Source organism: Phenylobacterium sp. (assembly GCF_019636135.1).
Classification (GTDB): Bacteria; Pseudomonadota; Alphaproteobacteria; order Caulobacterales; family Caulobacteraceae; genus Phenylobacterium.
The window spans coordinates 55,955-81,785 of record NZ_JAHBYD010000009.1 but is presented as its reverse complement, the minus strand read 5'-3'; the positions used below and the strand labels follow the sequence as shown (position 1 = coordinate 81,785).

General features: G+C 69.7%; 26 protein-coding genes and 1 riboswitch. Of the genes, 16 read left to right on the top strand and 10 right to left on the bottom strand.

The window, feature by feature from the left end; all coding sequences use genetic code 11:
- Positions 1 to 33: 33 nt before the first annotated feature.
- On the bottom strand, positions 34 to 1,077 hold the full coding sequence (locus KF737_RS08365) for a lysylphosphatidylglycerol synthase domain-containing protein (RefSeq protein ID WP_296452875.1): 1,044 nt from the start codon (positions 1,075 to 1,077) through the stop codon (positions 34 to 36).
- A 115-nt stretch (positions 1,078 to 1,192) separates the two neighbouring features.
- Here KF737_RS08365 and KF737_RS08360 point away from each other — a divergent pair, with 115 nt between their 5' ends.
- Entirely contained in the window at positions 1,193 to 1,705 is a 513-nt protein-coding gene (locus KF737_RS08360) for a BON domain-containing protein (RefSeq protein WP_296452873.1), read from the top strand.
- On the opposite strand, the gene KF737_RS08355 is transcribed toward KF737_RS08360, so the two are convergent.
- On the bottom strand, positions 1,702 to 2,118 hold the full coding sequence (locus tag KF737_RS08355) for a hypothetical protein (protein WP_296452870.1): 417 nt from the start codon (positions 2,116 to 2,118) through the stop codon (positions 1,702 to 1,704). The two genes, KF737_RS08360 and KF737_RS08355, sit on opposite strands and share 4 nt — an antisense overlap.
- Positions 2,119 to 2,186: 68 nt before the next feature.
- On the opposite strand from KF737_RS08355, the gene KF737_RS08350 reads away from it, so the two are divergent.
- Together KF737_RS08350 and KF737_RS08345 are read left to right on the top strand one after the other, a co-directional pair.
- Positions 2,187 to 2,504, top strand: a complete 318-nt coding sequence (locus KF737_RS08350) for a polyhydroxyalkanoic acid system family protein (protein WP_296452867.1) — start codon at positions 2,187 to 2,189, stop codon at positions 2,502 to 2,504.
- 94 nt (positions 2,505 to 2,598) lie between these two features.
- Positions 2,599 to 2,883, top strand: coding sequence for a hypothetical protein (locus KF737_RS08345; RefSeq protein ID WP_296452864.1), 285 nt, complete (start codon positions 2,599 to 2,601; stop codon positions 2,881 to 2,883).
- 69 nt (positions 2,884 to 2,952) lie between these two features.
- Here the strand turns inward: KF737_RS08345 and KF737_RS08340 are convergent, their stop codons facing one another.
- On the bottom strand, positions 2,953 to 4,827 hold the full coding sequence (locus tag KF737_RS08340) for an ABC-F family ATP-binding cassette domain-containing protein (RefSeq protein ID WP_296452861.1): 1,875 nt from the start codon (positions 4,825 to 4,827) through the stop codon (positions 2,953 to 2,955).
- Positions 4,828 to 4,983: 156 nt separating this feature from the next.
- Here KF737_RS08340 and ndk point away from each other — a divergent pair, with 156 nt between their 5' ends.
- The 3 genes from ndk (at position 4,984) to KF737_RS08325 (ending at position 6,645) form a co-directional block, all read left to right on the top strand.
- The gene (gene ndk, locus KF737_RS08335) at positions 4,984 to 5,403 is read left to right on the top strand and encodes a nucleoside-diphosphate kinase (protein ID WP_296452857.1); all 420 of its coding nucleotides are present in this window, start codon (positions 4,984 to 4,986) and stop codon (positions 5,401 to 5,403) included.
- A 74-nt stretch (positions 5,404 to 5,477) separates the two neighbouring features.
- The gene (locus KF737_RS08330) at positions 5,478 to 5,849 is read left to right on the top strand and encodes a DUF6481 family protein (RefSeq protein WP_296452854.1); all 372 of its coding nucleotides are present in this window, start codon (positions 5,478 to 5,480) and stop codon (positions 5,847 to 5,849) included.
- Between the two features lie 199 nt (positions 5,850 to 6,048).
- Positions 6,049 to 6,645 carry a sulfotransferase family protein gene (locus tag KF737_RS08325; RefSeq protein WP_296452850.1) on the top strand — a complete coding sequence of 199 codons (597 nt, stop codon included), beginning with the start codon at positions 6,049 to 6,051 and terminating at the stop codon, positions 6,643 to 6,645.
- A 13-nt stretch (positions 6,646 to 6,658) separates the two neighbouring features.
- Here KF737_RS08325 and KF737_RS08320 read toward each other — a convergent pair whose 3' ends face one another.
- Genes KF737_RS08320 through nthA form a run of 3 tightly spaced genes read right to left on the bottom strand, consistent with a single transcriptional unit; the run spans position 6,659 to position 8,245 of the window.
- A complete protein-coding gene (locus KF737_RS08320; RefSeq protein ID WP_296452848.1) occupies positions 6,659 to 6,994 on the bottom strand; it encodes a nitrile hydratase accessory protein in 336 nt (111 codons plus the stop codon).
- A complete protein-coding gene (nthB, locus tag KF737_RS08315) occupies positions 6,981 to 7,631 on the bottom strand; it encodes a nitrile hydratase subunit beta (RefSeq protein WP_296452846.1) in 651 nt (216 codons plus the stop codon). The genes KF737_RS08320 and nthB overlap by 14 nt, the downstream gene beginning before the upstream one ends.
- Positions 7,628 to 8,245, bottom strand: coding sequence for a nitrile hydratase subunit alpha (gene nthA / locus KF737_RS08310; RefSeq protein ID WP_296452843.1), 618 nt, complete (start codon positions 8,243 to 8,245; stop codon positions 7,628 to 7,630). The genes nthB and nthA overlap by 4 nt, the downstream gene beginning before the upstream one ends.
- A gap of 98 nt (positions 8,246 to 8,343) precedes the next feature.
- Here nthA and KF737_RS08305 point away from each other — a divergent pair, with 98 nt between their 5' ends.
- On the top strand, positions 8,344 to 8,982 hold the full coding sequence (locus KF737_RS08305) for a DsbA family protein (RefSeq protein WP_296452840.1): 639 nt from the start codon (positions 8,344 to 8,346) through the stop codon (positions 8,980 to 8,982).
- A 70-nt stretch (positions 8,983 to 9,052) separates the two neighbouring features.
- Here the strand turns inward: KF737_RS08305 and KF737_RS08300 are convergent, their stop codons facing one another.
- Positions 9,053 to 10,300, bottom strand: a complete 1,248-nt coding sequence (locus tag KF737_RS08300) for a glutamate carboxypeptidase (protein WP_296452835.1) — start codon at positions 10,298 to 10,300, stop codon at positions 9,053 to 9,055.
- Between the two features lie 278 nt (positions 10,301 to 10,578).
- Between KF737_RS08300 and KF737_RS08295 the strand changes: the two genes are divergently transcribed.
- From KF737_RS08295 to KF737_RS08285, 3 genes are all read left to right on the top strand, one after another.
- Positions 10,579 to 15,252, top strand: a complete 4,674-nt coding sequence (locus tag KF737_RS08295) for a Calx-beta domain-containing protein (RefSeq protein WP_296452832.1) — start codon at positions 10,579 to 10,581, stop codon at positions 15,250 to 15,252.
- 111 nt (positions 15,253 to 15,363) lie between these two features.
- On the top strand, positions 15,364 to 15,984 hold the full coding sequence (locus KF737_RS08290; RefSeq protein ID WP_296452829.1) for an ATP-dependent Clp protease proteolytic subunit: 621 nt from the start codon (positions 15,364 to 15,366) through the stop codon (positions 15,982 to 15,984).
- Positions 15,985 to 16,344: 360 nt separating this feature from the next.
- Complete coding sequence (locus tag KF737_RS08285; protein WP_296452826.1) at positions 16,345 to 17,298, top strand: glycosyltransferase; 954 nt, start codon at positions 16,345 to 16,347, stop codon at positions 17,296 to 17,298.
- Here KF737_RS08285 and KF737_RS08280 read toward each other — a convergent pair.
- Both KF737_RS08280 and KF737_RS08275 read right to left on the bottom strand, forming a co-directional pair.
- The gene (locus tag KF737_RS08280; protein WP_296452824.1) at positions 17,295 to 17,546 is read right to left on the bottom strand and encodes a hypothetical protein; all 252 of its coding nucleotides are present in this window, start codon (positions 17,544 to 17,546) and stop codon (positions 17,295 to 17,297) included. The genes KF737_RS08285 and KF737_RS08280 overlap by 4 nt on opposite strands.
- A gap of 11 nt (positions 17,547 to 17,557) precedes the next feature.
- Positions 17,558 to 18,223 carry an HAD-IB family hydrolase gene (locus tag KF737_RS08275; RefSeq protein WP_296452821.1) on the bottom strand — a complete coding sequence of 222 codons (666 nt, stop codon included), beginning with the start codon at positions 18,221 to 18,223 and terminating at the stop codon, positions 17,558 to 17,560.
- A 222-nt stretch (positions 18,224 to 18,445) separates the two neighbouring features.
- Here KF737_RS08275 and clpX point away from each other — a divergent pair, with 222 nt between their 5' ends.
- The 4 genes from clpX to KF737_RS08255 all read left to right on the top strand — a co-directional run bounded on the left by clpX (position 18,446) and on the right by KF737_RS08255 (position 21,413).
- Positions 18,446 to 19,708, top strand: a complete 1,263-nt coding sequence (gene clpX, locus KF737_RS08270) for an ATP-dependent Clp protease ATP-binding subunit ClpX (RefSeq protein WP_296452817.1) — start codon at positions 18,446 to 18,448, stop codon at positions 19,706 to 19,708.
- A 14-nt stretch (positions 19,709 to 19,722) separates the two neighbouring features.
- On the top strand, positions 19,723 to 20,190 hold the full coding sequence (locus KF737_RS08265; protein ID WP_296452814.1) for a hypothetical protein: 468 nt from the start codon (positions 19,723 to 19,725) through the stop codon (positions 20,188 to 20,190).
- A 403-nt stretch (positions 20,191 to 20,593) separates the two neighbouring features.
- Positions 20,594 to 20,968 carry a GreA/GreB family elongation factor gene (locus KF737_RS08260; RefSeq protein ID WP_296453102.1) on the top strand — a complete coding sequence of 125 codons (375 nt, stop codon included), beginning with the start codon at positions 20,594 to 20,596 and terminating at the stop codon, positions 20,966 to 20,968.
- Between the two features lie 58 nt (positions 20,969 to 21,026).
- Entirely contained in the window at positions 21,027 to 21,413 is a 387-nt protein-coding gene (locus tag KF737_RS08255) for a VOC family protein (RefSeq protein WP_296452811.1), read from the top strand.
- Positions 21,414 to 21,549: 136 nt separating this feature from the next.
- Here the strand turns inward: KF737_RS08255 and KF737_RS08250 are convergent, their stop codons facing one another.
- Positions 21,550 to 22,332: a methyltransferase gene (locus KF737_RS08250; RefSeq protein WP_296452808.1), complete on the bottom strand. Its 783-nt coding sequence runs from the start codon at positions 22,330 to 22,332 to the stop codon at positions 21,550 to 21,552.
- Positions 22,333 to 22,684: 352 nt separating this feature from the next.
- Here KF737_RS08250 and lon point away from each other — a divergent pair, with 352 nt between their 5' ends.
- Together lon and KF737_RS08240 are read left to right on the top strand one after the other, a co-directional pair.
- On the top strand, positions 22,685 to 25,081 hold the full coding sequence (gene lon, locus KF737_RS08245; RefSeq protein ID WP_296452805.1) for an endopeptidase La: 2,397 nt from the start codon (positions 22,685 to 22,687) through the stop codon (positions 25,079 to 25,081).
- Between the two features lie 195 nt (positions 25,082 to 25,276).
- The gene (locus KF737_RS08240; protein ID WP_296452802.1) at positions 25,277 to 25,552 is read left to right on the top strand and encodes an HU family DNA-binding protein; all 276 of its coding nucleotides are present in this window, start codon (positions 25,277 to 25,279) and stop codon (positions 25,550 to 25,552) included.
- A 100-nt stretch (positions 25,553 to 25,652) separates the two neighbouring features.
- Positions 25,653 to 25,758: riboswitch (yybP-ykoY riboswitch) on the top strand.
- Positions 25,759 to 25,831: the final 73 nt, after the last annotated feature.

The following is a 25,831-nucleotide window of genomic DNA, read 5'->3' as shown; positions in this document are numbered from 1 at the left end:
GATGCAGCGGATGCATCCAGCAGTAGAATTTTTTCAGGAGCGCGCCTTTTCCGACCGTCGCGCGCGCTCCCCGACGGTGTCGATGGCGAGGGAGATCCCGGCGACCATCAGCGGGATGAGGAAGAAGAAGAGGCGGTAGCCGAGGAAGGCCGCGGCCAGCGCCGCGGGACTCAGGCCCCGGGTCAGGGTCGAGACCGCGCCCTCGAACACGCCCACGCCGCCGGGCACATGCGAGATCAGGCCCACGATCACCGACGGGGCGTAGGCGCCGACGAAGGCGAAGTAGCTGATCGCGCCGGCCGGCAGCAGGATCCAGAGGATGGCCGCGGCGACCGCGTTGTCGACCGTCCCGATGGCGAGCTGGGCCAGCGCGGTCCGCCACGAGGGCAGCTTCACGGAATGGCCGAAGACCCGCAGCGGCCGGTGCAGCACCGCGCAGAGGGCGATGTAGCCGGTGACGCCGGTCACCAGGATGCCGCCCATGGCGTCGGCGACCGGCTTGGCGATCCGGCTCACCTCGGCGATCTCGTGGCCGCGCGCCAGCAGCAGGCTGACGCCGGCCAGCGTCGAGATGCCGACGGCGAAGGTGAAGCTGTTGAACACGGTGGCCGCCGCGACCTGGCGCAGCGTGATCCCGTGCTTCGCATAGAACCGCGCCCGCACCGCGCCGGCGACCAGGAGGTTGGCCCCCAGGCTGTGCGAGATCGCGCAGGCGATGAAGCCGCCGGCCAGCGCCGAGCCGGCCCCGATCCTCGCGCCCGCCCAGCGCAGTCCCATCAGTTCGACGACGCCCATCAGGAGGAAGCTCGTCGCCGAGAAGCCGATGGCCAGCAGGGTCGAGTCCCATCCCCACGCCCGGATCGCCGCCGCGAGGTCCGCGGGGCTGAGCTCATGGAACTCGCGCCAGAGGATGGAGGCCGCCACCGCCAGCAGCAGCACCGCCACGAAGTGCCAGATGGCGCCGGTCAGGAACCGCCCGAACCGCGAGCCCTGCGTCTCGGGCAGGACGGCCGCCAGTTCCTCCTCCACGTCCCCGGGGAGGCGGTCGGCCTGCGTGTCGGGGTCGAGGCTCGGCACGGCTTCGCTCGTCTCCCCGGGAATCGGGCGCGCCCCATCCTTGCGCTCTGGAACCGAAGGGCAAGGCGAAGGTTTCCCCCTGAACGCGAGAACCGGCAGATTCAAGGAGACGCCCATGGCGCGGGAAGACTGGCGCGACCTGGAGGCCGATCGGCTGCGGCGGCTGCGCGACCGTGACGACGACGACCGCGGCCGAGACCGCGACGACTACGGCCAGGCCGACTACTCCAGCCTCTACGGCTACGACCCGGTGAACCGGACCGGCTACCGGGCCTATGACGACGGCCGCCCGCACGACGAGGCGCGCCGTTTCGACGACGAGGGGCGGCCCTATTACGACGATCGCGCCCGCCGCGACGCGTGGGACGACGAGCATCGCCGCGCCCGCCGCGACGGCCCCTCGGACCGCGTACTCTGGGCGGTGATCATGGAACGGCTGGACAGGGATCGCCGCGTCGACATGCGCGACGTCCGGATCGAGGTCCACGACCGCGAAGTCTTCCTGGACGGTACGGTGCGCCGCAAGGACGACAAGCGCCGGATCGAGGACATCGCCGACATCGACGGCGTGCGCAACGTGCAGAACAACCTGCGCCTGCGCGAACACCGCCGCTGGTTGTTCCTCTAGACGCCCTCGGTCGGCCGCTCGAAGCGCCGCCGGAACCGCGCCACCGCGATCGGCGCCAGTGCGGCCGCCAGCCCGCCGACGTCGGCCGCCCAGTTGTCGATCAGCGGACGCACCCGCGCGCCGGTGAGCAGGTGGAAGCTCTCCATCACCGTCGCGAACGCGACGACCCGGAGCGCGATGGCGCTGATCCGCGTCCGCGGCGAGGCCGCGAGATGGAGCAGGCTGACCACATAGAAGGCCGCGAAGTGCTGCAGGTACAACGAGTGGACGAAGTCCGGCACGAACCGCGGCGGCAGCACGACGGCCAGGACGATCGCCAGCACCGCGATCAGGAACCCGGCGCGCGCCAGCACCGCGAGCGGCCCGGTCGACGGGTAGGGGCCCCGGCCCATGAGGCTGCGGTCAGGTTCCATTCGGCCCGAGGCTAAGGCGCTGGCCCCTCCGCGGGAACCCCGGCCACGGCCTCGGTCGTTTCAGTCGCATGAGCAAGCCCGTCGTCGTCTCGATCCCCCACGAACTCGGCCGCGCCGAGGCGCGGCGGCGCATCGAGGAGGGCGTGGGCCGCCTGACCAGCCAGATCGGCGCGGTGGGCGACCTCGAACAGGGCTGGCAGGGCGACACCCTGCATTTCTCCCTGCGGGCCATCGGCCAGACCGTCACCGGGACCATCGGCGTCGCCGAGCGCGAGGTGCGTCTGGAGGTCGATCTGCCGGGCGTCTTCGCGATGATCGCGGGCAAGGTGAAGGGCCGGTTGCGCGACGAGGGGCGGCTCCTCCTGTCGGGGCCGAAGGCGCGCTGAAGCCCGCCGCGCGATCGCCGAGTGCATCCCGAGCGGCGGAGGCAACCTCGATCCCCGTTCCGCGTTGTCTCGTGGACCGTTTCAGGAGCGCCCGATGCATACCCGCAGGCACGACGAAGAGAAGAAGCGCGCTTTCAGCCATGGCTCCGGCCAGGCCGCGTCCGACATGGCGTCGGACCCGCAGAAGGCGATCGAGGAGCACCGCCATATCGAGACGCCCACGACCCGCCCGGTCGCGCCGCTCCCCGAGGGCCAGAAGCACGACCACATGGCCCAGCGCGAGGCCGAGGCCGAGGACCGTCAGGAAGCCCTGCTCGACGAGGCCATCGAGGAGACCTTCCCGGGTTCTGACCCGATCAGCCCGAAGCACATCACCTGATCGAGCAGGCTCCCCCTGATCATCGGATGACGACGGCCCTGCGGCGACGCAGGGCCGTTCCGATTCGACCTATGCTTTCAGCGCCTCGTAGGCCTCCTGCGCCTCGACCCACTCCAGCTCGGCGGCTTCGAGGGCGGCCTGGGCCGTCTGGCGCTTGCGGCCGAGGTCCGCGGCCTTGGCGGCGTCGGCGAAGGTGGCCGGGTCGTTCAGCGCCCGGTCGATGATCGCCACCAGTTCGGTCGCCCTGGCGAGCGCGGCCTCCGCGGCCTCGGCGCGCCGCCGTGCGGTCCCCGTAGGCGCCTTCGGCCTGGCGGCGGGCGGAGGCGGCGGAGGCGCCGCGACCGGCTCGGCCTTCACCTGGGTCGGGCTGCGCGCCGCCTGGCGGGCGCGCTCCAGCACGAAGGCGGCGTAGTCCTCGAGGTCGCCGTCGAAGGGTTCGATCCCGCCGTCGGCGGCCAGCCACAGCCGGTCGGCGACCAGCTCCATCAGCGAGCGGTCGTGGGTGATCAGGATCACCGCGCCCTCGTAGTCGTTGAGGGCGTCGAGCAGGGCTCGGCGGCTGTCGATGTCGAGGTGGTTGGTCGGTTCGTCGAGGATCAGGAGGTGCGGCGCTTCCTGGGCGACGAGGTTCAGCAGCAGCCGCGCACGCTCCCCGCCCGACAGGTTGGCGACGGTCGTCTCGACCTTCTCGAACCCGATGCCGAACTGCGCCAGGCGGTTGCGGCGCGAGGCCTCGGACGCCTCGGGCATGACGCGCCGGATGATCTCCAGCGGCGTCTCGTCGGGGTCCATCGCCTCGATCTGGTGCTGGTGGAACCAGCCCACCTTCATCCGCGGCGAGCGATGCAGCTTGCCGGCCTCGGCCGTCAGCGCGCCGGCCACCAGCTTGGCGAAGGTCGACTTGCCCGCGCCGTTGACGCCCAGGAGGCCGATGCGGTCGTCGACGTCGAGCCGCAGGTTCAGCTTCTTCAGGATCGGCGGCCCGCCGTAGCCCACCGACGCCTCCTCCAGCCGCAGCAGCGGCGGCGCCAGCGGCCGGTCGGGGGAGGGCAGGACGAAGGGCTTCACATGTTCTTCGACCAGGGCGGCGACGACCGGCAGCTTGGCGATCATCTTCAGGCGCGACTGGGCCTGGGTGGCCTTCGAGGCCTTGGCGCGGAAGCGGTCGACGAACGACTGCAGGTGCGCCCGCTGCGCCTCGATCTTCACCCGCGTGGCTTCCTGCAGCCGCAGCTTCTCGGTGAGCTGGCGTTCGAAGTCGTCGTAGCCGCCCGTGTAGAGCACGAGCTTGCCGTCCTTCAGGTGCAGGATGTGGTCGCAGGAGTTGTTCAGCAGCTCGCGGTCGTGGCTGATGACGATGGTGGTGTGCGGGTACTTCTTCAGCCGCGCCTCCAGCCAGAGCGCGCCTTCCAGGTCGAGGTAGTTGGTCGGTTCGTCCAGCAGCAGCAGGTCGGGCTCGGCGAACAGCGCCGCCGCCAGCGCCACGCGCATGCGCCAGCCGCCGGAGAACTCGGCCATCGGCCGCGACAGGTCCGCCTGGCTGAAGCCGAGGCCGGCCAGGATCTCCGCGGCGCGCGACGGCGCCCGGTCGGCGTCGATCTCGATCAGCCGCGCGTAGATGTCGCCCATCTCCTCGGGCTCGGCGGTTTCGAGCCGCTGGAGGAGCGTGTGCCGTTCGACGTCGGCCTCCAGCACCGTGTCGATCAGGCTGACGGGCGTGGCGGGATGCTCCTGGTCGACCGAGCCGATTCGCGCCTGCCGGGGCACGCCGACGTCGCCCGAGCCGTGGGCCATCTGGCCCAGGATCACCTTGAACAGCGTCGACTTGCCCACGCCGTTGCGGCCCACGAGGCCGACCTTGGCGTCCTTGGGCAGGGTGACCGTGGCGCGGTCGAAGAAGCGGCGTCCCCAGGCGTCGAGGACGAGGTCGTTGATCTGGAGCATGGGAAATCCGTCGCGGCGGGCCGTCTAGCAGACGCGCGAGGCTGCGTCATGTCGCGGTGCGGGTTGCGTCGGGCACGAGGATGACGATATAGAGCCCGCCACCCGCGCGGAGCTGCTTCGCGCACCTCCCACATCGTCAGTAGCCCCTCGGAGCCCATGACCGAACGCACCTTCTCGATCATCAAGCCGGACGCCACGCGTCGTAACCTGACCGGCAAGGTCAATGCGGTGATCGAGGATGCCGGCCTGCGCATCGTGGCCCAGCGCCGGATCAGGATGTCCGAGGCCCAGGCGAAGACGTTCTACGAGGTCCACGCCGAGCGCCCGTTCTACGGTGAGCTGGTGGAGTTCATGACCTCGGCCCCGGTTGTGGTGCAGGTGCTGGAAGGCGAGAACGCCGTCGCCCGCTACCGCGAGGTGATGGGCGCCACGAACCCGGCGCAGGCCGCCGACGGCACCATCCGCAAGCTCTACGCCGAGAGCGTCGGCGAGAACTCGGTCCACGGCTCCGACAGCCTCGAGAACGCCCGGATCGAGATCGCCCAGTTCTTCACCGACGCGGACATCGTCGGCTGAGCCGGCGCAACCGTTCGGGCCTGCGGGGCTCTCCCCGCGGAACCCTCCAAGTTCCCCAACAGTAAAAAGTGAACATGCGAGAATCCAAGGTCATGCCTGGCTTCTCCGATCGCCTCGCCGCTCAGGCCGAGGCCCGGAAAGCCCTCCTGGCGAAGTTCAAGCCCAAGCCCACCGTCCAGGCCGTCGAAGCCGAAGGCGCGTTCGAGACGACCGCGCAGAAGAAGGCCCGCGAACTCGAGGAGGTGCGCGCCCGCCGCGCCGCCGAGAAGGAAGCCCAGCGCCTGGCCAAGGAAAAGGCCGAGGAAGAGCGCCGCATCGCGATGGAGAACGACGAGGAGCTGATGCTCCAGCTCAAGCGCGACGAGCGGAAGGCCCGCAAGGCCGCCGCCAAGGCCGACGCCCGCGCCAAGCGCGAACTCAAGGCCCAGACGCGCCGCGCCGGCTAGGATGCGTCCCTTCGGGCGCCCCTTGTTGCGGGCGCTCCGGCGGCGCGGACCCGCGCCGCCCGTCTCCGCCAGACATTGAGATCGAGGCGTTCAGGGCTTCGAACGGCCCGTCGAGCGGGCGCGTTCTCGCGACGCGCGGGCGCCGAGTTGCGCCACATGGTGCAAGTGATTATCATTTGCATATAACGTGGAGGGCGAGATGGCGATCAAGGTCATTGGCGCAGGCTGGGGGCGGACCGGCACATATGCGCTCAAGATCGCGCTCGAGCAGATCGGCTTCGGGCCGTGCTATCACATGGCCGAGGTGATCGCGAACGGGGAGCGCCGCGGACACTGGGAGGCCATCGCCCGCGGCGACAAGCCCGATTGGTCCAGGGTGTTCGAAGGTTTCGGCGCGACCGTCGACTGGCCGGCGTGCAACTACTACCGCGACATCATGGCCGCCTATCCGGACGCCAAGGTGCTGCTGACGACGCGCCCCGCGGCGGACTGGTACGACTCGGCGAGCACGACGATCTTCACGGACAAGGTCCGCGCGTTCGGCGGGCCGTTCCTGGAGAGGCTGTTCGCGGATTCGGTCGGCGCCGACCTTTCCGATCGGGCCGCGTCGATGGCCGCCTTCGACCGGCACAACGCCGAGGTGCGCGCGTCTGTGCCGGCGTCGCGCCTGCTCGAGTTCAGTCCCGCCCAGGGCTGGGCGCCGCTCTGCGCCTGGCTGGGCGTCCCGGCGCCCGAGACGCCGTTCCCGAGACTCAACACGAAAGAGGAATATCAGGCGCGGCTCGCGGCCGTTTAGGGCGTTCGACCGTCTACAGATCCACAGGTTTGCCGTGGGGCGTGCGCAGGTAGGCGTCTTTCCACGCGGTCTTGCGCGTTTCGAGCTCGTCGGCCCCGGCCAGGTTCCGGCCCGTGACCAGCCCCTCCAGCGCCGCGACCCAATGGTCGTAGTAGCGCGTCCCGTCGTCGGCCGGATCGGCGGCCAGCTCCCGTGACAGCGCCGCGGCCCAATCCGGCCAGGTGAAGGCGCCGCGCTCGTGCAGCTTCAGGGTCAGGGCGAAGGCCTGCGCCTGCCAGGGCTCGGCGAAGACCGGCCCTTCTGCGTCGCGCGGCAGGCGGGGCAGGCCCAGGACGTCAGGCGCGCTCAAGGTAGGGCTCCCACAGGTCGAGGCCGACGCCGTCGCCGGCCCGCGCCTCGGGGCCCCAGATCTCCTGCGCGTCGAAGCGGACGCCGTAGAGATGGCGGGGGTCCTCGCCGAGGTCATGCGCATTGGAGTCCGGCAGCACGTGTGCGCCATGCAGGCGTTCGACGACGCCGACGCGGCCGCGGACGTAGCGGGGCAGGCGGGTATGGCCGGTCGGGTTGAGGGTCTTCGCCCGCACCTTGTCGCCGACCGCGAACGCGGCCGGACCCGTTTCGCGGATATAGGAGTAAGGCCCGGTGAGCGCTGCGTGGACCGTGCCCGCGGGCCGCACCGGCGTGGCCCTGGGCGCCTTCGGATCGGCCTTGCCGCCCGCCAGTTCCTCGGCCGTCACATGGCCGCCCGCGACCAGCAACTGCTCCAGCCGCGTCAGCCACTTCTCGTAGTAGCTCATGCGCAGGTATTCGGCCGGCGGCAGCAGCTCCAGGCGGTGGCGGCCGGCGTCGATATTGCCGCGGGTGGGCGAGGCCAGGGTCAGCGCATGCACCCGCGCCTCCCAGGCGTGGTGGAAGACGGGCTCGTCGGCTTCCGGCGCGATGGGACCCATGCCGTGCATCCCGCCCATGTCGTGGACGCCGTTCACAGCCGCGTCGTCCCGATCATGCCGTCGCGGGTGACGAGGGCGGCCAGCGCCGCCTCGCTCAGCCCTTCGGTCCCGGCGGGCCGTTCGGGGATCACGAGGTAGCGGACCTCGGCGGTGGAATCCCAGACCTTCACCTCGACGTCGTCGGGCAGGGTGGTCCCGAACTCCGCCAGCACGCCCCGCGGGTCGATCACCGCGCGCGAGCGGTAGGGCGCCGACTTGTACCAGACCGGCGGCAGGCCCAGGACCGGCCACGGGTAGCAGGAGCACAGGGTGCAGACGACGAGGTTGTGGACGCCCGGCCCGTTCTCCACGGCCACCATGTGTTCGCCCTGGCGGCCGGTGAAGTCCAGTTCGGCGATGGCGGCCGTCGCGTCGGCCCGCAGGCGTTCCAGATAGGCCGGATCGCTCCAGGCCTTCGCCACCACGCGGGCGCCGTTCCGCGGCCCCACCTTGTGCTCGTAGTGGTCGACGATGGCGTCCAGCGCCGCGGCCTCCACCAGGCCCTTCTCGACCAGCAGCGACTCCACCGCCTTCACCCGCAGCGCGATGTCGGACGGCGGCTCCTGCCCGTGATCGTGGTCATGATCGTGGTCGTGATGGTCGTGCGCCATGGCGCCGACGTTGGCGCCGCGGAGGCTCCGCGTGAAGACCGCGCGTGACCGGCGGCCCGTTCGCTGCGATCATCCGTGGCGAAAGAGGAGGCCGCGCGATGGATGGCCCGCACCTGATCTACTTCTCCGACCCGATGTGCTCGTGGTGCTACGGCTTCTCGCCGGTGATCGAGCAGATCCGCGCCGCCTACGGCAACGCGCTGCCGATCCGCCTCGTCATGGGCGGCCTGCGCCCCGGGACCACGGACCCGATGACCGACAGGGCCAAGACCGAGATCGCCGGCCACTGGCATCATGTGCATGAGGCCTCGGGCCTGCCGTTCGACGCGGCGGCGATCAACCGGCCCGGCTTCGTCTACGACACCGACCCGGCCGCCCGCGCCGTCGTGGTCGTGCGCCGCGAGGGCGAGGACGTCGCCACGCGCTTCCTGGGCGCGGTCCAGCGCGGCTTCTATGCCGAGGGCCGCGATGTGACGAAGGGCGAGGTGCTGGCCGACTTCGCCGCCGACTTCGGCCTCGACCGCGACAAGTTCCTCGCCGACTGGTCGACCGAGGAGGCCCGGCAGGAGACCTGGCGCGACTACGCCACCTCCCAGCGCGCCGGCGTCACTGGCTTCCCGACCCTGGTCGGCGGCCCCAACGCCGAAGGCGTCTACGGCGTCGTCACCCGCGGCTACGCCCCGCCCGAACAGGTGCTGGGCGTGCTCCGCCAGTGGATCTCGGGGATCGCGGCTTAGCCGCTGCTCCCAACCCCCTCGTCACCCCCGGACAAGCCGGGCCATGACGTTCGGAGGGGAGGCGTCGGCGCTACTTGATGCGGGCCGGCGGGTTCCGGCCCACGTCCATGATCAGCTTGGTCAGCAGGTAGAGGCGGGGCGTCACGCTCTTCAGGTCGATCCACTCCTTGTCCGAGTGGAAGTCGCCGCCGACCGGCCCCAGGCCGTCCAGGGCGGGGACGCCCGCCTCGTTGGCCAGCGCGGACTCCGAGGCGCCGCCGTTGCCGCCGCGGCCCAGCTTCAGGCCCAAGCCTGCGTAGATCGCCTCGGCGCGGTCGGCCAGCGCGTCGGTGGCGGCGTTGTTCGGCAGCGGCGGGTACGAGGTCTGCTGGCCCACGGTCACCCGGGTGTCGGGGATCGTCGGCTTGGCCGCGCTGGCCTCCAGGGCCCCGATCACGCGGTCCACCTCGGCCTTCTCGCGCACCCGCAGGCTCAGGGTCGCCCTGGCGTCCTCGGGGATGATGTTGTTGCGCGTACCGGCGTCCAGGATCGTGAGGTTCAGCGTCGTGCCGTCGCCGGCCTTCGGGAACGGGTGCGTGGCCTTGAGCTGGTTGATCAGTTCCTCCGCGGCGTTGCGGCCCTCCTGCGGCGCCACGCCGGCATGGGCGGCGCGGCCCTTCACCGCGATCTCCAGCACCGTGGAGCCCTTGCGCCAGACCGTGATCACGTCGGGCGCGTCGCCCGGCTCCAGGTTCAGCTCCACGTCCGCGTCGGCCAGCAGCCGGTCGATCAGCTTGCGGGTGCCGGGCGAGCCGCGCTCCTCCGAGCTCTCGATGAGGAAGACGATCTGCTTGAAGTCCCTGAAGCCCAGGTCCTTCAGGATCTGGATCGCGGTGATGCCGCCGACCACGCCGCCCTTCTCGTCGCCGACGCCGGGGCCGGTCACGCGGTCGCCCTTCACGGCGTAGGGCCACCTGGCCGTCGTGCCGGGGCCGAACACGGTGTCGAGATGGCCGATCAGCAGGATGCGGCCCTTGCCGGTCCCTTTCAGCGTCGCGACGATGTTCTCGGGCAGGTCCGGGGCCTCGGCCGGGACCTTCTCGATGGTCATGCCCAGGGCTTCGAGGCGGGGGACCAGGACCGCGGCGACCCTGCGCCCGCCCTCGACGTCGCCGGTGCCGGAGTCGATGTTCACCACCTCTTCCAGCAGCCTGAGTTGCGCGGCCTGGGCCTTCTCGGCCGCCGCCCAGACCTTGGCGTCGCGCGCCACGGGCTTGGGCGCTGCGCCCGCCGACCCCGCGGCCAGGACCGCCGCCGCCACCACCGCCGCAAACCTCATCCCGACCCCCGTCTTGAACTCGCGCGTCGGGCGAACTTTTCCCGGCGCGCACGAACCCATCCGCAGTTTGAACAGACCGTCGCAACGGTGTCACGGGGCGCGGCTATTCCGAGCCCGAACCTTGCGCACTTTTGCCCACGGGAGGGCGGCGTCGGCCGATCTCCGCATCGCCTGTGGGTGAATCGTCCGCGACGCTTGCGCCGGGGCTCCGACAGGGCTTCGGTGATCGACCGGCCTCTGGGGAGGGGCCGTATTTACTCTGGGATGTGGGGGTCTGAATGCCGATTGTCTTCCAGGAGAACTTCACGGGCTTCACCGGGGCCGGCTTCGCGCCGACGCCCGGGGCGGGTCAGCTCGATTCGGACATCTGGAGGGTCGTCGGCGCCAGCGACAACCTGAACCCGGCCTTCGGCTTCACGGGAACCACCGGCGACTTCGCCCGCGGCGTGCTCAGCGGCGACCCGACCACCGGCGGCGTCTATGCCCTGAACGCCTCGACGCCGACCTTCGGCGCGGCCCTCATCCTCCAGCCCAGCGCGGCCGACTTCGATTCGAACGGTTTCATCGAACTGCGCATCCAGAACACCACCGGCGCGACGCTCACCAACATCACCGTGGACTTCGACTGGGTCTATCGGAACAACGCCGACCGGGCGAGCAGCCTGGCCTTCTCGTTCTCCGGCGACGGGACGACGTTCACCAACGTGCCCGACGGCGCCTTCACGACGCCGCAGGCCCTGCAGGCGGGCGCGACCTTCGTCGCCGACACCAACACCGGGCTGACGCTGACGGGCCTCAGCGTGAACGCGGGCGACTACCTCTACCTGCGCTGGACGCACCAGAACGCGGCGGCGGGCTCGGGCAGCCGCGATGAGGTCGGCATCGACAACGTCGTGGTGAACGCCACCCAGGCGGGCGCCGGCGGTTCGACGATCGGCATCGACGACGTGACCGTCACCGAGGGCGACTCCGGCGCGAGCGTCGCCACCTTCACGATCACCCGCACCGGCGGGACGGAAGCGTTCTCGGTGGACTACGCCACCGCGCCCGGCACGGCGAGCGCCGGCTCGGACTACGTCAGCGCCAGCGGCACGGTGATGTTCGGCGTCGGCGAGACCAGCAAGACGATCACCGTCACCATCAACGGCGACACCGAGTTCGAGGCCGACGAGACCTTCTTCGTGAACCTCGCCAACGCCACGAACGGCGTCACGATCGGCGACGCGCAGGGGCAGGGCACGATCGCCAACGACGACGCCCCGCCGCCCAGCGTCAGCATCGACGACGTCACCGTCGCCGAGGGCGATTCCGGCACGACCATCGCGACCTTCACCCTGACGCGGACCGGCGGCGACGGCGCCTTCAGCGTCGACTACGCCACCGCCAACGGCACGGCGACGGCCGGCTCGGACTACGTCGCCGCCAGCGGCACGGTGAACTTCGGCGTCGGCGAGACCAGCAAGACCGTCACCGTCACCATCAACGGCGACACGACGAGCGAGCCCGACGAGACGTTCTTCGTGAACCTCACCAACCCCACGGGCGGCGCGGTCATCGGCGACGCCCAGGGCCAGGGCACGATCGCCAACGACGATGGCGGCCACTTCTTCCAGGAGAACTTCACCGGCTTCACGGCCGCCGGCTTCGCGCCGACGCCGGCGGCGGGTCAGCTCGACTCCGACATCTGGGTCGTCACCGGCTTCAGCGACGGCGCCAATCCGGCGTTCGGCTTCACCGGCGCGGCCGGGACCGACTTCGGCCGCGGCGTCATCAGCGGCGACCCGGTGACGGCGGGCATCTACGCCACGGCCGCCGGCACGCCGACCTTCGGCGCGGGCCTGCTCTACCAGCCCACGGGCGCCGAGGGCGACAACGACGGCGCGATCATCGCGCGCCTCCAGAACACGACGGCCCAGACGCTGACCGACTTCACGGTCGGCTTCGACTGGATCTACCGCAACACTGGCGACCGCTCGAGCGTCCTGGTGTTCGAGTATTCCACCAATGGCGCGAGCTGGACCGTCGTCGCCGACGGCGCGTTCAACACGCCCGCCGCGCAGACCGGCCAGACCGTGCTGGGCGACAGCCATGCCGGCCTCACGCTCTCGGGCGTCATCCTGAACCCCGACGACTACGTCTACCTGCGCTGGCGGCACGACATCTCGACGGGCAGCGGTAACCGCGACGAGGTCGGCATCGACAACGTCGTCGTCGACGCCAGCCCGGTCACCGGCGGCGTGGTCGGCATCTCCAGCCCGACGATCACCGAGGGCGACTCCGGCACGAAGCTGCTCACCTTCACGGTCACACGCACCGGACAGACTGACGGCGACTTCACCGTCGACTACGCCACCGCCAACGGCACGGCGACCGCCGGCAGCGACTACGTCGCCCAGGCCGGCACGCTGCACTTCACGGCCGGCGGCCCGAACGTCCAGGAGGTGCAGGTCGTCATCAACGGCGACACCGCCTTCGAGGCCAACGAGACCTTCACGGTCACGCTCTCGAACCTGGTCAACGCGACCGGCACGGCCGTGATCCAGAACGGCGGCGTCGGCACGGGCACGATCCTCAACGACGACGTGACGATCGTGAAGACCTACGAGATCCAGGGCGCGAGCCACACCTCGCCGCTGCTGGGCGCGCACGTGACGACCGAAGGGATCGTGACCGCGATCGACACCACCGGCGCGCAGGGCTTCTGGATCCAGGACCCCACCGGCGACGGCGACGACGCCACCTCGGACGCCGTCTTCGTGTTCACGGGGACGACGCCCACGGTCTCGGTCGGTCAGTTCGTCCGCGTCGAGGGCAATGTCGGCGAGTTCAACGGCGGCGTGGCCAACAACCTGACGATCACCGAGATCGAGAGCCCCGTCGTCACGGTCGTCTCCTCCGACAATCCACTGCCGGCGGCGGTCGTGCTGGGGACCGGCGGCCGGCTGATCCCGACCTCGGTGATCGACAACGACAACTTCTCGGTCTTCGACCCGCAGCAGGACGCCATCGACTTCTACGAGTCGCTGGAAGGCATGCGCGTCACCCTGCCGAACGCCCAGGCGACGGGCCCGACCATCAGCAACGCGACCTGGGCCGTGGGCGATCTCGGCGCCAACGCCACGGGCATGAACGCAGGGGGCGGCATCACCGTCAGCGCCGGCGACTTCAACCCCGAGCGGGTGCAGATCTTCTACGACTCCGGCGTCTCGCCGGCCGGGGCCCAGATCAACGCCGTCACCGGCGACCACCTGGGCGACGTCACCGGGATCATGACCTACTTCGGCGGCCAGTATGAGCTGATCCCGACCGCAGTGGGCTCCACCGGCAGCGGCCCGATCGTGCTGCCGAAGGAGTCGACCACGCTGCGCGGCGACGCCGAGCACATCACGGTGGGCGCGCTCAACGTCGAGAACCTCGACCCGACCGACCCGCAGGCCAAGTTCGACGCGCTGGCGGTCAACATCGTGACCAACCTGGGCGCCCCCGACATCGTGGGCCTGGAGGAGGTCCAGGACGCCGACGGCCCCGGCTCGGGCGCGAACTACTCGGGCCAGCCGACCGCGGCGAAGCTGATCGCGGCCATCCAGGCGGCGGGCGGACCCACCTACGTCTACGTCGAGATCGCGCCGACCGCGAACAACCAGAACGGCGGCGAGGCCAACGGCAACATCCGCCAGGGCTACCTCTACAACCCCGACCGCGTGGACTTCGTCTCGGTGAGCCAGATCACCGACACCACCCCGGCCAACGGCGACACCTACGCCAACAGCCGCAAGCCGCTCGTGGGCGTCTTCACCTTCCAGGGCGAGCAGATCACCCTGATCGACGTCCACAACACCTCGCGCCTCGGCAGCGAGGAGCTGTTCGGCGCGCACCAGCCGGCCACCAACGCCGGCGACGAGCGCCGCATCGAGCAGACGTCGTTCATCAAGACCTTCGTCGAGGGCCTGGTGGCGGCCGACCCGTCGGCCCGCGTCATGGTGATGGGCGACTTCAACGCCTTCCAGTTCGAGACCTCGCTCACGCAGCTCGAGAGCGGCGGCGCCCTGACGAACCTCGCCAACCTGCTGTCCGTGAACGAGCGCTACTCGTACAACTTCGACGGCAACAACCAGCTCCTCGACCACATGCTGGTCTCGCCCGAGCTCTATGCGGGCGCGCAGTTCGACATCGTCCACATCAACTCGAACCAGGCGCCGGTGAACCAGACGTCGGACCACGACGGCTCGGTGGCGAAGCTCTTCATCAACTTCGATCCGGTGGCGGCGGCCGACGCCGCGACCGTCGCCGAGAACCAGTCGGTGACCATCGACGTCCTGGCCAACGACACCGACCGCAACGCGGGCGACACCCTGACCCTGGTCGGCGTCACCGCGGAGACCGCCGCCGGCCACGCCTCGATCGTGAACGGCAAGGTGGTCTACGTGGCCGACGGCGACGCGGCCGACGCCCTGAAGCAGCCGCAGACCCTGGTCGACACCATCACCTACCAGGTGCAGGACAGCCACGGCGCGGTCTCGACCGGCACGATCAGCGTCACCGTCCGCGGCGTCGCCGACGCGCCCACGAAGAACGGCACGGCCAACGCCGACACCCTCAACGGCACGGTGCTGGACGACGTGATCAACGGCCTGGGCGGCAACGACAAGCTGACCGGCGGCGTGGGGACCGACACGCTGAACGGCGGCGCCGGCAACGACACGCTCTCGGGCGGCGTCGGCGTCGACCGGTTCATCTTCTCGGGCGCCTTCGGCAAGGACGTGATCACCGATTTCGAGAGCAAGGACGTGATCCAGCTCGACGCCGCCCAGTTCGCGGACTTCGGCTTCGTCGTGAGCCACTCGGCCCAGGTCGGCGCCAACGTGGTGATCACGCTCGACGCCACGCACACGATCACCCTGCAGAACGTGGCCCTGGCCAGCCTGCAGGCCGACGACTTCCTGTTCGTCTAGGGCGGGGCGGGCGGCGCAGCCCTCCGCGCCGCCCGCGTCCGCGACATCGGCCGCCTTGCGCCGAACCGTCCGGCACGCGATATCGGGGGTTCAGCCTAAAAGGACTCCCCAATGCGCGATCCCGTCACCACCGCTCTCGGCCTCGTGCCGATGGTCGTCGAGCAGACCAGCCGCGGCGAGCGCGCCTACGACATCTTCTCGCGCCTGCTGAAGGACCGGATCATCTTCCTGGCCGGCCCGGTGGAAGACGGCATGGCCAGCCTGATCTGCGCCCAGTTGCTCCACCTCGAGGCGGAGAACCCGAAAAAAGAGATCCAGATGTACATCAACTCGCCGGGCGGCATCGTCACCAGCGGCCTCGCGATCTACGACACCATGCAGTACATCAAGAGCCCGGTGATCACGCTCTGCCTCGGCATGGCGGCCTCCATGGGCTCGTTCCTGCTGATGGCCGGCGAGAAGGGCCAGCGCATCGCGCTGCCCAACAGCCGCATCATGGTCCACCAGCCGTCGGGCGGCTACTCGGGCAAGGCGCAGGACATCCGCCGGCACGCCGAGGACATCCTCAAGACCAAGGCCCGCCTGAACGAGATCTACGCCAAGCACACCGGCCAGCCGATCGAGGTGGTCGAGGAGACGCTGGACCGCGACCACTTCATGACCGCCCAGGAGGCGAAGGACTGGGGCCTGGTCGACCACGTCTGGGAAAAGCGCGACGGCGAAGACGAGTAGGCCTCGGCGCCGTTCTCCCCGATGGGCAAGGTGTCAGCCGCACGCTGACGCATGAAGGGTGCGCAACCTGTCGGCGCGGCGTGCGCCGCAGGCGCCCTGATTCCCACCACGAAGACCACGAAGATCACGAAGGCGCGCGGATGAGCTGAGCGCAACGCGCTTCCCGGTCCCTTCGTGAACTTCGTGGTCTTCGTGGTTGAATCGACACGGCGCTGCCACGCGCTCGAAGTCGACAGGTCCGCGCAACTCTTCATCCGGGGCGCCGAATGTCGCTTGGTCATGAGCTTCGCCGGCCGCCGGGCGCCCTTTTCGTTTGCCGGCGGTTCCGCCACGGTGCGGGCGAGGGGAGGGCGGCGGGCCTTGCGGATCTTCTACGTCACCCAGGGCGTCCACCGGACCGGCGGCCAGTTCGTCAACCTGGACCACGTCGCGGCGCTGCGGCGGATGGGCTACGACGCGCGCTTCCTGTTCATCCGCCCGGACGACGAGCCGCCGGGCGTGTTCACGCCCGAGTTTCCCTACGGCTATGAGCCGCCGCCCTGGCAGACGACGCTCGCGGGGCTGACGGCCGACGACGTCCTGTCGGTCGGCGAGATGTTCGGCGCCGGCGCGCTCGCCGTCGCCGACACCCCGTGCCGCAAGGTCATCCACAACCAGGGCCCCTACTACAGCTTCGCCGCCTTCGGGGACGTGTCGGCGATGGCCGCCTGGGGGGCCGAGGCGATGATCCTGCCGTCGGGCTTCGCCGCCGACATGCTGGCCCGCCTGGGCTGGACGCGCCCCTCCCATGTCGTGCGGCCGGTCCTGGATCCGGTCTTCGCCGCCGCGCAGGGGCCCAGACGGCTGCAGATCGCCGCCACCCCCAATCGCCGGCCGCAGGAATGGCGGCTGATCCGCGGGGCGGTCCGCTCCCTGCGCCCCGACCTCGGCGCCGTGCCGTGGGTGGAGATCAAGGGGCTCGCGCGGCCGGGCGTGGCGCGCCTGATGGCCTCCAGCGAGATCTTCCTGGCGCTGGGCCAGCTCGAAGGCCTGGGCCTGCCGCCGCTGGAGGCCATGGCCACCGGCGCCTTGGTCGTGGGCTTCGACGGCGGCGGCGGGCGCGAGTACGCCACCCCGGACAACGGCGACTGGTTCCCGGACGGCGCCCACCTGGAGATCGCAGAGACGCTGGCGCGGCGCGTCGACGAGTTGCGCGCCGGCGAGACGTTCGAGGCCCGCCGCGCCGCCGGCCGCGCCACCGCCGCCCGGTTCAGCCAGGACAACTTCGAGGCCCAACTCGCCGCCGCCTGGGCCGCGATCGCGGGCCCGCCCTAGGCCCTCGCCCGCGCGACCGCCAGCAGCGCCGCCCGGCCGTCCGCCGTGGTGACGTCGAACCGCTCGAAGTCGCGGCCGTCCGTGTCCCGCACGTCGGCGAACAGGCCCTTCGGGTCCTCGTGGAAATGCAGGAACGCCCGACCTTTCCGGTAGAAGACGCCCCGCGACGTCTCGCGCAGCCCCAGGGCCCGGATGTCGCCGAGCAGCGGCTCCAGCAGGTCCAGCGTCGCGGCGGAGGCATGCTTCATCGCCCGACCCCTCAGGGCTTGCCCGTGAAGACCCGGAAGTACGGCTCGGCGGCCATCGCGAGCATCTCGGTGTCGCCCGAGGTGTCGCCATAGGCGGCCTTCACCTCGACGTCGTCGCCATAGGCCGCCCTGATCCGCACCACCTTCTCCGGCCCGCGGCAGTTCGGCGAGGCGAACGCGCCGGTCACCCGGCCCTGCGCGTCGTAGGACAGCGGCGTGCCCAGGATGCCGTCGGCCGCCAGCCCGCGGGCGAACGGCGCGACCACCACGTCGGGCGAGGCCGTGACGATCACCAGCTTCACCCGCTTGGCCCGCCAGCGCTTCCAGGCGATCACCGCGTCGGGCCGCAGCAGCTTGCGCGAGTGGAGTTCGGCGAAACGCCGCGCATCCGCCTCCAGGCGCTCGCGGGAGACGCCGCCCAGGTACACCTTCGTGGCGGCCGCCTTGATCCGCCCGCGGTCGCGATGGATCAGGTAGGCGAGGGCGGCCGGGAGCAGCCGCACCCCGCCCAGCCACCACCGGATCGCCGGCGTCCGCCACTTCAGGAACGCCGTATAGCTGTCGCGCACGGTCAGCGTGCCGTCGAAGTCGAAGGCGACGATGGGCGGCTCCCACCCCTCCTCGACGACGGGGTCGCCCCTCAGGCCGGGATCGGACGCTTCACGCTCTTGTGCCATTTCGGCCCGTTTCCCACTTGTCGGGCGCCGCCGCCCGAGGCGGCGTCTACGCGCCTCACATTGTCGCTCCCGCAAGCGAATGCTTGTGATCCCGGCGCGGATCGGGGAATGTCAAGACTTGGACAACCCGCGGCGCGTATCCTGCAAGACAGGGCATTTGAGGCCCCGGGGCGAGGCCGACCAGACCACCGGCCGGATTCGCTGGAACAGTGAGATGAGACCATGACCAAGGCGGCCAGCGGAGATTCGAAGAGCACCCTGTATTGCTCTTTCTGCGGCAAGAGCCAGCACGAAGTCCGCAAGCTCATTGCGGGCCCGACCGTGTTCATCTGCGATGAATGTGTCGAACTGTGCATGGATATCATCCGCGAAGAACACAAGATCTCCTTCGTGAAGTCCAAGGACGGCGTGCCGACTCCGAAGGAGATCCGCGAAGTCCTCGACGATTACGTGATCGGCCAGGACCACGCCAAGAAGGTCCTCTCGGTCGCGGTCCACAACCACTACAAGCGCCTGAACCACGCGACGAAGAACAACGACGTCGAACTGGGCAAGGCCAACATCCTGCTCATCGGCCCCACGGGCACCGGCAAGACGCTGCTGGCCCAGACGCTGGCCCGAATCATCGACGTGCCGTTCACCGTCGCCGACGCGACCACGCTCACCGAAGCCGGCTATGTGGGCGAGGACGTCGAGAACATCATCCTGAAGCTGCTGCAGGCGGCCGACTACAACGTCGAGCGTGCGCAGCGCGGCATCGTCTACATCGACGAGGTCGATAAGATCAGCCGCAAGTCCGACAATCCGTCCATCACGAGGGACGTGTCGGGCGAGGGCGTGCAGCAGGCGCTGCTGAAGATCATGGAGGGCACCGTCGCCTCCGTGCCGCCCCAGGGCGGGCGCAAGCATCCGCAGCAGGAGTTCCTGCAGGTCGACACCACCAACATCCTCTTCATCTGCGGCGGCGCCTTCGCGGGCCTGGAGAAGATCATCTCGGCGCGTGGGCAAGGCACATCGGTCGGCTTCGGCGCCAAGGTGTCGGACCCCGACTCGCGCCGCACCGGCGAGATCTTCCGCCAGGTGGAGCCGGACGACCTGCTCCGCTTCGGCCTGATCCCGGAGTTCATCGGCCGCCTGCCGGTGATCGCCACCCTCGACGACCTGGACGAGAAGGCCCTGGTGAAGATCCTCACCGAGCCGAAGAACGCCTTCGTGAAGCAGTACGTCCGCCTCTTCGAGATGGAGAACGTGGGCCTCACCTTCACCGACGACGCGCTGATGGCGGTGGCCCGCAAGGCCATCCAGCGCAAGACCGGCGCCCGCGGCCTGCGCTCGATCCTCGAAGGCGTGCTGCTCGACACCATGTACGAGCTGCCCACCTACGACGGCGTCGAGGAGGTGGTGGTGAACCAGGAGGTCATCGAGGGTCGCGCCCAGCCGCTCATCATCTACGCCGAACGCCGCGACAAGGGCGGCGCGGCCTGAGCCCGGGCCGGCGCATGCTCGCACGCGCCGCCTCCGCACTCCTGATCCTCGCCGCTGCGACGGCGCCGCTCTCCGCGACTGCGGACGAGGCCGTCGTCCTGCGCGTGAAGCCCACCAAGGCCTGCACCGCCAAGGCCGCCACGCCGGCCGACCTCGGCGAGGTGGCCTATGCGCCCGACGCCTTCGCGGGCAGGTGCGTCAGCCTGCAGGGCTACTGGCGCGACGTGGCGGTCTATCCGACGCGGGCCGAGGCGGCCCAGCCCGATGCGCTCTCCATCCCCTTCCTGGATCGCCGTCGCGTCGGCCTCTACGCGTCCGCGAAGGACGAGGCCCGCGCCCCGGCCGCGCCGGCCGCCGTCCATGTGGTCGGGGTCGTGGGCAGTTGCGCCACGCTCCTGGCCGGCGGCGCGGACGTCACGGGCTACTGCCACGACAAGGCCGGCGCCTACCTGGCCGTCTCCGGCATCAGCCTCGACAAGTAGGCCTCGGGCGGACGGCGGGCGCCAATCGTCGCCATGGCGGGGCCGCCACGGTTTGACATTCGCCCCGGCCGCACCCATGTTCGAACCACGATGAGCAAGTCCGCTTCATTCGAACGTCGACATCATCACGCCGGGCGCTTCGTCGCAGGATAGCGCCCCCGAGCTCGTGTAAGCGGAAAGCTTAGAGCTCGGGGCAAGCCCCGGAACTGCTCGGACTTCACCTCCGGCGCGCGGCTCGCATCGAGCCCGCGGATATGAACGTCTGGGCCAATCCCAACAAATCCGCCTCGCGGTCGGGTCAACACCTGACCGCGCGGAGTCCGGCTCGCCGTGGCCGTCGCCCGGCGCACGCCTGAAAGGAAACGCGATGTCCCTTCGCGCCCATCAACACCGCTTGCCGCCCGTGTACGTCACGGAGGACGACCACGAGCGCCTGACCAACCTTGCCGGCACGACCGACACCCGTGGCGCGCGCCTCCTCGCCGAGGAGATGGAACGCGCCGTCATCGTGGACGAGGGTGAGGCGCCGCGCCCCTTCGTACGCCTCAATTCGAAGGTCGCCTTCACCGACCTGACCTCGGGCCGCACCCGCGTCGTCGAGGTCGTGCCGCCCGACGCGGCCGACATCGATCGGGACCGCCTGTCGGTGCTCACGCCCGTGGGCGCCGCGCTCATCGGGTTGCCGGCCGGCGAGTCCATCGGGGTGCTGACCGACGACGGCCGCGCCCGCGTGCTCATCGTGGTCGACGTCGAACAGCCGCAGCCCGCGGCGGCATGACCGCTGCCGGGGCGCCGAAACCCTGGCCCGGCGGGCTTCGGCGCGGCAGACTGGCGGGATGGCGCTGATCAACGGCCTCGACCACGTCAACATCCGCACCGCCGACCTCGCGGGGACCAAGGCGTTCCTGATCGACGTCCTGGGCCTGGCCGAGGGCTGGCGGCCGCCGTTCCCGTTCCCGGGCGCGTGGCTCTACGCCGGCGACAAGGACGTGGTCCACCTGGTCGAGGTGGAGGCGCCGGCCGCCGCCTCCGCCGGTTCTTCGCTCGACCACTTCGCCTTCGACATCGCCGACTACGACGACGCGCTCGCCCGCGTCGAGAAGACGGGCTTCAGGTTCCGCGCCACCACCACGCCCGGCACGACGGTGAAGCAGATCTTCGTCCGCGACCCCAACGGCGTCACCATCGAGCTCAACTGGAAGGGCGACCGCCCGAAGGGGTGAACGACACCCTTCCTTCCGCTCATCCCCGCGCATGCGGGGACCCAGGCTTCCCCTTGACCGCGAGGCGCCAGCGTCGGCGCGGCTGGAAAGCAAGTCTGGGTCCCCGCATGCGCGGGGATGAGCGAGTGGGGTGGAGCTATCTCGGCTTGCGGAACTTCAGCACGAACTGGTCGGTCCTGCCGCGGATCGCCTTGCCGAACACGTCGCCGGTTCGCGGGTCGTCCGGGTTGGCCAGCATGTCGCTCTCGCCTTCCAGCACGAAGCCCGCCGCCGTCACCTGGCGCTTCACCGTCGCCACGTCGATCCGGTGCAGGGTGTCGGTCTCGGTCATGCCCGTGCCTGGCCGCCCGGAGTGGTCGACGATCACGAAGAGGCCGCCGGGCTTCAGCGCCCTGAACACCGCCGCGTTCAGCACCGCCGGGTCGACCTTGCCCATGAACGGGTCGGGATAGTCGTGGTAGTTCTGCGAGGTGAAGACGAGGTCGACCGGTTCGGGCGCGCTGAACGCCCTCGCCGGCTGGGTCAGCACGGTCACGTTGGTGAAGGGGGCCGCGCCGGCCATCTTCCGCATCACCTGCGAGTCCGGCTGCGAGACCTTGTCGTACTCGTCCGGCCACAGCGCGTAGACCCTGCCTTCCGGCCCCACGGTCAGGCTGAGGAGGCGTGTGAAATAGCCGGCGCCCGGGATCAGTTCGACCACCTTCTGCCCGGGCTTCACCTCGGCGAAGGCGACCAGTTCCGGCCCCTTGCGCTGGGCGTCCTTCGCCACGTCGGCGGCGCGGGCCGGGTTGCTCGCCGCGTCCGGCGCGGCTGCCGCCGTGGGCGCGGCGGCCGTGGCGGCGGACCTGGCCGCGGGCTCGGACGGGGCGCAGCCGGCCGCCAGGGCGGCCGCGGCGAGGGGGATGAGAAGCGGGCGCATCGGCCAGGTCTCCGGATCGCGTTGCGCGCCGAAGCTAGACCGGGCCGCGGCCACGTCGATGCTCTTGAGACGAACGGGCGTTCTTCCTATCTAGACGGCCGTGTCCGGGGCATGGCTTTGCGCGCGATCCCGGCGTCCTCCCGCTCAAGCTGGTTCATCCGAGGCGATGGGACGCAGTGTCGCGCACGGGTCTTGCGGCGCTTGAAAGGCGTTGGAAACCGTCCACATAAATCGTCGACAACGCCGCCGGGGTCCGGCGGACGGGTCGTCCGACTCAAGCGCATCGTTTGAGTGACTGCGATCCGACAGGCGAGGCTGCCACTAAAGGGGCCCGCCAGGAGTTTAGAGCATCATGTCAGAGATCAAGATCCTGCCGATCCTGCCTTTGCGGGACATCGTGGTCTTCCCGCATCAACCGGTGCCGCTGTTCGTGGGCCGGGAGAAGTCCGTGCGCGCGCTCGAAGAGGCGATGCGCGACGAAGGCAAGCAAATCCTGCTGGCAACGCAGAAGGACAAGGACGACGACGATCCGTCGCCGGGCGCCATCTACGACGTCGGCGTCGTGGCCACCATCCTGCAACTGCTGAAGCTGCCCGACGGCACCGTGAAGGTGCTGGTGGAAGGCAAGGCGCGCGCGGGCATCACCCGCTTCACCGGCCGCGACGACTACTATGAAGCCGAGATAGCCATGATCCAGGAGGACGGCGTCGGGTCTCCCGAGGCCGAGGCCCTGAGCCGCGCGGTCGTCGAGCAGTTCGAGAACTACGTCAAACTGAACAAGAAGGTACCGCCCGAGGCGCTGGCCGCGATCCCGCAGATCGACAACCCCTCGGAGCTGGCCGACCGCATCGCCGGTCACCTCAGCGTCAAGATCGCCGAGAAGCAGCAGCTTCTGGAGGTCTTCAACGTCGTGAAGCGCCTGGAGAAGGTCTACGCCCTGATGGAGGGCGAGATCTCGGTCATGCAGACCGAGAAGAAGATCCGCAACCGCGTGAAGCGGCAGATGGAGAAGACCCAGCGCGAGTACTACCTGAACGAGCAGATGAAGGCGATCCAGCGCGAGCTGGGCGAACAGGACGACCATCGCGACGAGCTGATCGAGCTCGAGAAGCGCATCAAGAAGACCAAGCTCTCCAAGGAGGCCCGCACCAAGGCGGAAGGCGAGCTGAAGAAGCTGCGCAACATGAGCCCGATGTCGGCCGAGAGCACGGTCGTGCGCAACTACCTCGACTGGCTGCTCTCGATCCCGTGGGGCAAGGCCAAGCAGAAGCCCATCGACCTGCAGAAGGCCGAGGACATCCTGAACGAGGACCACTACGGCCTCGACAAGGTGAAGGAGCGGATCCTGGAGTACCTGGCGGTCCAGGCCCGGGTGGGCGCCCTGAAAGGCCCGATCCTGTGCCTCGTGGGGCCTCCCGGCGTCGGCAAGACCTCGCTCGGCAAGTCGATCGCCAAGGCCACCAGCCGCGAGTTCGTCCGGGTCTCCCTGGGCGGCGTGCGCGACGAGGCCGAGATCCGCGGCCACCGCCGCACCTACATCGGCTCGATGCCCGGCAAGGTCATCCAGTCGATGAAGAAGGCGAAGACCACCAACGCCTTCTTCCTGCTGGACGAGATCGACAAGATGGGCAGCGACTGGCGGGGCGACCCGTCCTCGGCCCTGCTCGAGGTGCTGGACCCGGCGCAGAACTCGACGTTCGGCGACCACTACCTGGAAGTCGACTACGACCTGTCGCCGGTGATGTTCGTGACCACCGCGAACTCGCTCAACATGCCCCAGCCGCTGCTGGACCGCATGGAGATCATCCGCATCCCCGGCTACACCGAGGACGAGAAGGTCGAGATCGCCAAGCGGCACGTGCTGCCGAAGCTCACCAAGGACCACGGCCTGACGCCGGAGGAGTTCGTGGTGCCGGAAGGCACGATCCGCAGCCTCATCCGCTACTACACGCGCGAGGCCGGCGTCCGGAGCCTGGAGCGCGAGCTGGGCAACCTGGCGCGCAAGACCGTGCGCGACCTGGGCCGTGAGAACCTCACGACGATCACCGTCGACGAGGAGCGGCTCGCCAAGTACGCGGGCGTCAGGAAGTACCGCTACGGCGAGACCGACGCCGAGGACGCCGTCGGCATCATCACGGGCCTGGCCTACACGGACTTCGGCGGCGACATCCTGACCATCGAGGCGGTCAAGATGCCCGGCAAAGGCCGCATGTCCATCACGGGCAACCTGAAGGACGTGATGAAGGAGTCGATCTCGGCGGCGAACAGCTACGTCCGCAGCCGCGCCACGAAGTTCGGCATCGAGCCGCCGTCCTTCGAACGGACCGACGTCCACATCCACGTGCCGGACGGCGCCACGCCCAAGGACGGCCCGTCCGCCGGCGCGGCCATGGCCACCGCCATCGTCTCCGTCCTGACGGGCATCCCGATCCGCGCCGACATCGCCATGACCGGCGAGGTCACGCTGCGGGGCCGGGTGACCGCCATCGGCGGCCTGAAGGAGAAGCTGCTCGCGGCCATGCGCTCCGGCGTCAAGACCGTGCTGATCCCGCAGGAGAACGAGAAGGACCTGGCCGACATCCCGGAGAACGTGAAGTCGACCATGGAGATCATCCCGGTCACGACGATGGATGAAGTGCTGGCCAAGGCGCTGACCCGCCAGCCGGTCGCCATCGAATGGAACGAGGTGGAACCCGTGGCCGTGGCGCCCGTCGAAGACGACGCGTCCGACCAGGTCGGCATCCACTAGGTTCGAAGGACGGGTATCCGCCTGCGTTTTCGGCGGACCTGATCAAATTCTGTATCGAGCGGGCGGCGCAGGAGGAATCCTGCGCCGCATCCGTTTGACGGCCACGCCCGCTCGGGCCTTAATTCGGACAAGGCGTAGGGGGACGCGGCCCAGATTCCCCACGCCATAAAAAGAGTGGGCTGGGAGAAAACACACATGACGAAAGCCGAACTCGTATCGGCTATGGCCGATCGCGCCGGTCTCAACAAGGCGCAGGCCAAGGAGGCGCTCGACGCCTTCATTGCCTCGGTATCCACCACCCTGAAGGCCGGCGACGAGGTCCGACTGGTCGGATTCGGCAGCTTCGTGCCGGTGAAGCGGGCGGCGGGCACAGCCCGCAATCCGCGCACGGGGGAAAAGGTCAAGCGTCCGGCCAGCCAGACCTGCCGTTTCAAGGTGGGCGATTCGTTGAAGAGCACGCTGAACAACTGACGCGTCTCATCGGGAGAGATGAAAGGGCGGCCGTACGCGACGGCCGCCCTTTTCATTGCCCCTCTTTTCCATTGCGCCGCTCCGGTGCGGCGGGGTAGGGCAGGGCTGTCTTCGGGGAGTAGCCGTCCGCACCACAGCGGAGCCCGCGTCAACAGACTTGCTCCTCCTGGGGCATGGCGCGAGCGGCGGACCTTTCGGGTCCGGATTGGCGAGACCGGCGATGCGGCCTCCTTAGCCCACGGGCGCGGCGGAGGTGTTGCGTCGTCGTCGTCTCTGCCG